Raw genomic sequence first — 8,545 nt, 5'->3', positions numbered from 1 at the left:
GCGATGGCGCCACCCGCACGCCGAGGGGTATTCGGCCTGGTGCCGAGGAGCGTTCCGGCTGGAACAGCGAGATCCTCGAACAACCCTCGGCAGGCGCGGATCTTCGTCGCTGTTTCAGGCCGCCCGGGCACGCGGCATCCCAGCCCAAGCCACATACCGCCGGACATGGCGCGCAGCTGGCGGCGCGATGGCCAGCGCAGCCTGCAGACCACGGTGCCCCGCGGGCCAGGGAACAGCGGTGATCACGGAACGGCGGTGATCGACGACTGGTGAGGCTTCGCGGGCGTGAGCGCGGGCACCAGAGCCGTCGGACCTGGGTCCTGTCGAGATCAAGTGGCCCCAGCTAGATGGACGTCCTACTGTCGGGGGACGGAACATCAGTGGGTGCGGGCCGGGGGGTCCTGCCCGGGCTGACCGGGAGGTGCCGCGATGCCATCGGTCCAGATGCCATCGGTCGAGCAGAGCACTGTGCCCGCGGCGGTGAGCGCGTCCGGCCCAGCGGTGGCCGGGCGACCCGCGGCGGCGCGGACGGGCCTGCATGTGCCGGTCCATCCGGTGCGGATCGTGACGGCGGCGGCACTGTTCGACGGACATGATGCGGCGATCAACATCATGCGTCGGCTGCTGCAGGCCCAGGGCGCCGAGGTCGTGCACCTCGGGCATGACCGCAGTGTGGAGGATGTGGTGACCGCCGCCGTCCAGGAGGACGTGCAGGGGGTGGCGGTGTCGTCCTATCAGGGCGGACACGTCGAGTACTTCAGCTATCTGGTTCAGCGTCTGCGGGAGTGCGGCGCTGGTGATGTCCGGGTGTTCGGCGGTGGCGGTGGGGTGATCGTGCCGGCCGAGATCGAGCTGCTTCAGTCGCGTGGCGTCACGCGCATCTTCTCCCCGGCGGATGGTCAGGCCATGGGGCTGGCCGCGATGATCAACAGCATCATCCGGGTGTGTGATGTGGACCTGGCGGCGCGGGGGCCGAGGCTCGAGGAGGTCGTGGGCGGCGGGCAGTACGCGTTGGCGCGGGCGATCACCGTGCTCATGTCGCGGCGACAGGCGGCGGACGGCGAGGCGGGCGAGCTCGCCACGGCGCTGCGGGCGCAGGCCCTGCGCCGTCCGCCGATGCCGGTACTGGGGATCACCGGTACCGGGGGGTCGGGGAAGTCCTCGCTCACCGATGAACTGCTCCGACGGTTCCAGCTGGACCAGGGCGGTCGGCTGCGGATCGCGGTACTCGCGATCGATCCGTCCCGGCGCCGCGGCGGCGGCGCGCTGCTCGGTGACCGCATCCGGATGAACTCGCTCATGGGCGACGAGCCGGTGTTCTTTCGGTCGCTGGCGACCCGCGGGGCTGGCAGCGAGGTGCCCGTGCCGGTACGCGACAGCATCGTCGCCTGCCGGGCGGCCGGCTACGACCTGGTGATCCTCGAGACTCCGGGGATCGGCCAGGGGGATGCGGCCGTCGCCGAACACAGCGATGTCTCGCTGTACGTGATGACTCCGGAGTACGGCGCGCCGTCCCAGCTGGAAAAGATCGAGATGCTGGATGTGGCGGACGTGGTCGCGGTGAACAAGTTCGAGCGCCGGGGGGCGCAGGACGCGCGCCGCGACGTCGCCCGGCAGCTGCTGCGCAATCGGGAGGTGTTCGACCAGAGCTGGGAGGACATGCCGGTCTTCGGGACCTCCGCCGCGCGTTTCCACGACGACGGTGTGACGGCCCTTTACCAGCATCTGGTCGTGCTGTTGCGGGAGCGGGGCCTGGCCACCGAACCGGGCGCGCTGGACCGCGTCGAGAACCGCGCGTCCCAGGGATTGCGCACCCTCATTCCCGCCAGCCGGGCCCGCTATCTGGCGGAGATCGCCGAGACGGTCCGGGACTATCATGCGCAGACACAGCGCAATGCCCAGCTGGCCCGGCGCCGCCAACATCTGGCCACCGCCGAGGACGCCCTGCGCGAGCCCGCCGCGGCCACACCGACGCTCACCCCCATGACCATGACCGAGCGGACGGCCACGGGTGAGCTGGTGGTTTCGGCGGCGGCGGCGGACCTGGTGGGGCAGCTGCGTGAACGGGCCGACTCGGAGCTGGCGCCGTGGGCCCGGGACCTGCTCGTCCAGTGGCCGCGGACGGTGGCGGCGCGAAAGGCGGACGAACTCGTCTACCAGGTGCGCGGACGGGACATCCCGACACCGTTGTGGCGGACCACGTTGGCCGGTAGCCGGATTCCACGGGTGGCGGTGCCCGACATCGACGATGACGCCCGGCTGCTGCGTTTTCTGCGCCGGGAGAACCTGCCGGGGGCGTTTCCCTACACGGCCGGGTGCTATCCGCTGCGCCGGGTCGGTGAGGCCCCGGCGCGGATGTTCGCCGGGGAGGGTGATCCGGCGCGGACCAACCGCCGGTTCCACCTGCTGTCCGCCGGATCACCGGCCACCCGGCTGTCCACCGCGTTCGACTCGGTCACGCTGTACGGGCGGGACCCCGCGGCCCGACCGGACATCTACGGCAAGATCGGCACCTCGGGGGTGTCGGTCGCCACGCTGGACGACATGAAGGGCCTGTTCGACGGCTTCGACCTGTGTGATCCGTCGACGAGCGTGTCCATGACGATCAATGGTCCGGCGCCGACGATCCTCGCCATGTTCCTCACCACCGCGATCGACCAGCAACGGGACGGGTTCACCCGCACGCATGGACGCGAACCGTCCGCCGCCGAGCGGGAGCAGATCACCGCCCGGGCCCTGACCACCGTGCGTGGCACGGTGCAGGCCGACATCCTCAAGGAGGATCAGGGCCAGAACACCTGCATCTTCTCGACCGACTTCGCCCTGCGGGCGATGGCGGACGTGCAGGAGTGGTTCATCGCCCACGAGGTGCGCAACTTCTACTCGGTCTCCATCTCCGGCTATCACATCGCGGAGGCCGGAGCCAACCCCATCACCCAGCTCGCGTTCACGTTGGCAAACGGATTCACCTATGTCGAGGCCTATCTCGCCCGGGGTATGGGCATCGACGAGTTCGCCCCGAACCTGTCGTTCTTCTTTTCCAACGGAATGGACGCGGAGTACACCGTGATCGGACGGGTGGCCCGCCGCCTGTGGGCGATCGCGCTGCGCGAACGGTACGGGGCCAGCGAACGATCCCAGATGTTGAAGTACCACGTCCAGACCTCGGGGCGTTCGCTGCACGCGCAGGAGATGGACTTCAACGACATCCGGACCACGCTGCAGGCGTTGTGCGCGCTCTACGACAACTGCAACAGCCTGCACACCAACGCCTACGACGAGGCGGTGACCACACCCACCCCGAGCTCGGTGCGCCGGGCCCTGGCCATCCAGATGATCATAAATCAGGAATGGGGCCTGTCGGCCAACGAGAATCCGCTGCAGGGCTCGTTCGCGGTGGAGGAACTCACCGATCTCGTGGAGGAGGCGGTCCTCGCCGAGTTCGAACGGATCAGCGACCGCGGTGGGGTGCTCGGGGCGATGGAAACCGGTTACCAGCGCGGCCGGATCCAGGATGAGTCGATGCTCTATGAGCGGCGCAAGCACGACGGCACGCTGCCCATCGTCGGGGTCAACACCTTTCAGGCTCCCACCCGCGCCGCCGGTGGCAACGGTGGTGACGACCCGGACGGGGCAGGCGGGGATGCTGGTGCCGGCGGCGCCGAGGGTGATGATGCGGCGGGTGGACGTCCGTTGGAACTCGCCCGTGCCACCGAACAGGAGAAGCGCTCCCAGCTCGGCCGGCTGACCGCCTTCCAGCAGCGCCACGCGGCCGCCTCCCTGCCGGCCCTGGCCGAACTGCGGGCCGCCGCCGCGGGTGGCGGAAATGTCTTCGCCGCGCTGATGAACACGATACGGGTGTGCTCGCTCGGTCAGATCACCGAAGCGTTCTTCGAGGCTGGTGGTCAATATCGCAGAAATATATGAATTTAGTCACCGAGCGCTTCAGGGGTGCGACGCGCAATGCTCGGACACGGCTGAATCTTTGCCTACACGTCCGTCCTGGGGTGCAATGGACGCTGACCGTCGGCCGTGACGGTCCCCGACCGGCGGTCGGGCGGGAGACGTCCCCCCACACGCAGGAGCGACCGAAGCCGTGGCCACCCCCAAACCGCTGCCCACTGATCCGATCGCGGAGGCCCAGCGGCACTGGGTCGCCCACGGATGGGGCGAGGTCGCGGATGGCATGGCTGCGGTGACCTCCCTGATGCGGGCGCAGCAGATCGTGCTGGCCCGGGTCGACGAGGTCCTGCGCCCCCTGGATCTGACCTTCGCCCGCTACGAGCTGCTGATGCTGTTGTTGTTCTCCCGGCGCGGCTCGCTGCCCCTGAACAAGATCGGGAGCCGGCTTCAGGTCCATCCGACCAGCGTCACCAGCGCCGTCGACCGGTTGGAGGCGCGCGGGCAGGTGCGGCGCAACCCCCATCCGACCGACCGGCGGGCGATCCTGGCCGAGATCACCGAGGAGGGGCGGGCCACGGCGCTGGCGGCGACCGAGAAGCTCAACGACACCGTCTTCGCGGACCCAGGCCTCGGCGACGGCGGAATCCGCACCCTGAACTCCCTGCTCACCGACCTGCGCCGTGCCGCCGGCGACTTCTGAACCGCCGCGGCCGTTACCCGCGTTCATGCGGGTCCGGGCCGATCCGGACCTGATGGAGCTGACTCCCGCGACCGACACCGGCGCCGGGGGTGCTGGGGGCGGGGATGGCGGGTTGGTCCTGCTGGGCGGGTCGCCGCTGCGCCTGTTCACGTTGTCCGCCGGCGGACGGCGGGCCTTCCTCGCCCTACGTGACGGTGCGACCGTCGGGGCGGCGGGGCCCGGGGCGGGGCAGCTCGCCCGTCGGCTGGTCGAGGCCGGCCTGTTCCATCCCCTGGCACCGGTCGCACCGGCGCGGGGCTCGAGCCGGGAACGGATCACCGCTGTCGTGCCGGTGCGCGACGGCGCCGGGCGGATCGGTCCGCTCGTGCGCACGCTGCGCGTCCACTGCGCGGAGGTCGTCGTCGTCGACGACGACTCCCGGGACGCCACCGCCGCCGAGGCCACCGCGGCCGGTGCGCGGGTCCTGCGCCACGACCACGCGCGGGGGCCCGCCGCCGCGCGGACCACGGGTACCCGGGCGGCCCGAACCGACCTGGTCGCCTTCTGCGACGTCGACGTCGAACCCACCCCCGACTGGCTGGACCGGCTCGTGGCGCACCTAGTCGACGCCCAGGTCGTCGCGGCCGCGCCGCGGGTCGCCTCCCCGGTCGCGGCCGGGCGTCCGGCGAGCCTGCGGGAACGGTACGAGGCCGATCACTCGCCGCTCGATCTCGGCTCCCGCCCGGCGCCGGTCCAGCCGGGTTCCCGGGTGTCCTATGTGCCGACCGCGGCGCTGCTCATCCGCCGGGAGCAGGTCGACTTCGACCCGTCGCTGCGCTACGGCGAGGACGTCGACCTGGTCTGGCGGCTGCTCGGGGCCGGGCAGGCGCTGCGGTACGAGCCGAGCGCCGTCGTCTGTCACCAGCCGCGCGCGTCCTGGTCCGGGTGGGCGCGGCAGCGCTACGACTACGGCTCGTCCGCGGCGTCGCTGGCTCGGCGCCATCCGGGGCTGCTGCGTCCCTCCGGCGCGGCCGCGGCGACCATGCTGCTCACCGGCCTGCTCGCGGCGCAGCGCGGCCGGATCGGGGTGGGCCTGGCCGGGCCCGTCGTCCTGGTGGCCGTGGCCCGCACGGCGCTGCGGCTCTCGCGTCGGCTGGCGCGGGTGGACCGGAGGGTCGGCGCCGTGCTGACGCTGACCGGGCGGCAACGCCGCCGCGCGCTCGTGTTCGCCGCCGAGACCACGCGACGGACCTGGCTCCCGGTGCTGGCCGGCGCCGCCCTGACCGGTGTCGCACTGCCCGGAACCGGTGGCGCCCGGGTGCGGCGGGCGTCCGGCGTGGTGCTCGTCGCGGTGGCGCTGCCGTTGGTGGGGGACTGGTGGGAGCGGCGGCCCGCGGTCGGGCTGGTTCCCTACGTGCTGCTGCGGCTGGCCGACGACGGCGCCTACTGCGTCGGGGTGTGGGCCGGCTGCCTGACGCAGCGCAGCGCCGCGCCGTTGCTGCCGGTTCGTCCGTCGATGCCCGGCTGGTGGCGGTCGTCCCGGGCGCGGCGGTCGTCCTGGGCGCACGGGTCACGTCGGTCGGGTCGGGCCACGGTGTGATCGACAGATCCACGTGGAACAGTTCGGCCCGACTACCCTGTTTCTCTGTGACCTACCTCGACCATGCGGCGACGACGCCGATGCGGCCGGAAGCGCTCGCCGTGTACACCGCGGTGCTCGCTGACACCGGCAATGCCTCGTCGTTGCATGCCAGCGGCCGCCGCGCGCGCCGGGTCGTCGAGGAATCGCGGGAGGCGCTGGCCGCCGAACTCGGTGCCCGGCCGTCCGACGTGGTGTTCACCGCCGGCGGCACGGAAGGCGACAACCTGGCGCTCAAGGGCCTGTACTGGGCGCGCCGCGCGGCGGATCCGGCGCGGCGGCGCATCCTGGTCAGCGCGGTGGAGCACCGGGCGGTCCTGGACACCGTCGACTGGCTCGGCGCCACCCAGGGCGCCCAGGTGGAACTGCTCGACGTCGACGAGGTCGGCCTGGTGCATCCGAGCACCCTGGAGGCCGCGATCGGGCGGGACCCCGCCGGTGTCGCCGTCGTGTCGGTGATGTGGGCGAACAGCGAGGTCGGGACGGTCCAGCCGGTCGCCCGGCTCGCCGCCGTCGCGCACCGTTACGGGGTGCCGTTCCACACCGACGCGGTGCAGGCCTTCGGGCAGATCCCGGTCGCCGTCGGCGAGGACGGTCCCGACGCGATCACCGTCTCGGCGCACAAGATCGGCGGTCCGGTCGGGGTGGGCGCGCTGGTCGTGCGGCGCGGACTCCTGCTCGAGCCGCACACGCACGGCGGCGGTCAGGAACGCGACATCCGGTCCGGGACGTTGAACACCGCGGGAGTCGCGGCGTTCGCGGCGGCGGCGGGTGTGGCGTGCGCGCAGTCGCCGGTCGAGGCCGGGAGGCTCGCGGCGCTGCGCGACGATCTGGTGCGCCGGGTCCGCGAGCAGGTGCCGACGGCCGTCCTCAACGGCCCGCCGCTGGATCGTCCCGGCGGGGTCGACCCGCTGCGGCGGCTGCCCGGCAACGCCCATCTGAGCTTCCCCGGCTGCGAGGGAGACTCGCTGCTGATGCTGCTCGACGCCCGCGGCATCGAATGCTCCACCGGTTCGGCGTGCTCGGCGGGAGTGGCGCGGCCCTCGCACGTGTTGTTGGCGATGGGCGCCAGCGACCATCACGCCCGGGGTTCGCTGCGGTTCACCCTCGGCCACACCTCGCGGGCCGCCGATATCGACGCGCTCGTCGAGGCGATCGGCCCGGCGGCCGAACGGGCCGGCCGGGCGGCGTTGGCCGGAACATCCGGCGTCTGACGATTTCGGACGCACGGACGTGAGCTGGTCGGCCGGGAACGGATCGGACGGACAGCAGGACGCAACGGGAGAGGCGGTGTCTGGGATGCGGGTACTTGCGGCGATGTCCGGTGGGGTGGACTCCGCGGTCGCGGCCGCCCGCGCCGCCGACGCGGGCCACGAGGTCACGGGTGTACATCTGGCGCTGTCACGGTCGCCGGCGTCCGACCGGACGGGGGCGACCGGCTGCTGCACCCTCGAGGACGCCCGCGACGCCCGTCGGGCGGCCGACGTGCTGGGCATCCCGTTCTACGTGTGGGACCTCGCCGAGCGGTTCGAGACCGACGTCATCGACGAGTTCGTCGCCTCCTACGCGGCCGGACGCACCCCGAACCCCTGCGTGCGCTGCAACGAGCGGATCAAGTTCGCCGCCGTGCTCGACCGCGCCCTGGCCCTCGGTTTCGACGCGGTCGTCACCGGTCACCACGCCCGCCTCGACGCCGACGGCACACTGCGTCGCTCGGTCGACCCCGGCAAGGACCAGTCCTACGTGCTCGGGACACTACGACCCGCGCAGCTCGCCGCCGCCCGCTTCCCGCTGGGTGACTCGACCAAGGCGCAGGTCCGCGTCGAGGCGGCCGCCCGTGGACTCGCCGTCGCCGACAAGCCCGACAGCCATGACATCTGCTTCATCGCCGACGGTGACACCGGCGGATGGCTGCGCGACCGGCTCGGCTCGCGCCCCGGACCCATCCGTGACGCCGAGACCGGCGCCACCCTCGGCGCCCACGACGGGACCTTCGCCTTCACCGTCGGCCAGCGCCGCGGCCTGCGTCTGGGCCAGCCCGCACCGGACGGCCGACCCCGCTACGTCCTCGACATCTCCCCGGCGACCAGCACCGTCACCGTCGGCCCGGCCGAGGCCCTCGACGTCCACCAGCTCGTCGCCGATCGCGCCGCCTGGCCGCACGAGGGAGTCCTCACCTGCCAGGCCCAGGTCCGGGCGCATGGCGGGGTCGTCCCCGCCGAGGCGGAGGGCCGCGGCGACGCGCTCATCGTGACGCTGGGCGCCCCTGTCCGGGGAACCGCCCCTGGCCAGGCCGTCATCCTGTACGACGGCGACCGTGTCCT

The 8,545-nt window shown here is 72.3% G+C and carries 5 protein-coding genes; all 5 read left to right on the top strand.

The annotated features are described in order from the left end of the window. Nucleotides 1–429 precede the first annotated feature (429 nt). Nucleotides 430–3,927 (top strand): fused isobutyryl-CoA mutase/GTPase IcmF, encoded by a 3,498-nt coding sequence (icmF, locus tag G6R24_RS15405; RefSeq protein WP_225438576.1) that lies wholly within the window; start codon nt 430–432, stop codon nt 3,925–3,927. A 169-nt stretch (nt 3,928–4,096) separates the two neighbouring features. Continuing rightward, nucleotides 4,097–4,603 carry a MarR family winged helix-turn-helix transcriptional regulator gene (locus tag G6R24_RS15400; protein WP_163549944.1) on the top strand — a complete coding sequence of 169 codons (507 nt, stop codon included), beginning with the start codon at nt 4,097–4,099 and terminating at the stop codon, nt 4,601–4,603. A 52-nt stretch (nt 4,604–4,655) separates the two neighbouring features. Continuing rightward, nucleotides 4,656–6,182, top strand: coding sequence for a mycofactocin biosynthesis glycosyltransferase MftF (gene mftF / locus G6R24_RS15395; protein ID WP_225438575.1), 1,527 nt, complete (start codon nt 4,656–4,658; stop codon nt 6,180–6,182). A 47-nt stretch (nt 6,183–6,229) separates the two neighbouring features. Then, entirely contained in the window at nt 6,230–7,435 is a 1,206-nt protein-coding gene (locus tag G6R24_RS15390) for a cysteine desulfurase family protein (RefSeq protein WP_163549942.1), read from the top strand. An 85-nt stretch (nt 7,436–7,520) separates the two neighbouring features. Beyond that, a partial coding sequence (mnmA, locus tag G6R24_RS15385) for a tRNA 2-thiouridine(34) synthase MnmA (protein WP_163549941.1) occupies nt 7,521–8,545 on the top strand: 1,025 nt, incomplete at its 3' end.

It is taken from the genome of Candidatus Frankia nodulisporulans, from assembly GCF_902806475.1.
GTDB classification, from domain to species: domain Bacteria; phylum Actinomycetota; class Actinomycetes; order Frankiales; family Frankiaceae; genus Frankia; species Frankia umida.
This window is presented reverse-complemented; position numbering and strand designations above follow the sequence as displayed.

Excerpts from the sequence above, each read along its gene's own strand:
- icmF (WP_225438576.1), top strand. The coding sequence starts at position 430 with ATGCCATCGGTCCAGATGCCATCGGTCGAGCAGAGCACTGTGCCCGCG.
- mftF (WP_225438575.1), top strand. The coding sequence starts at position 4,656 with ATGGAGCTGACTCCCGCGACCGACACCGGCGCCGGGGGTGCTGGGGGC.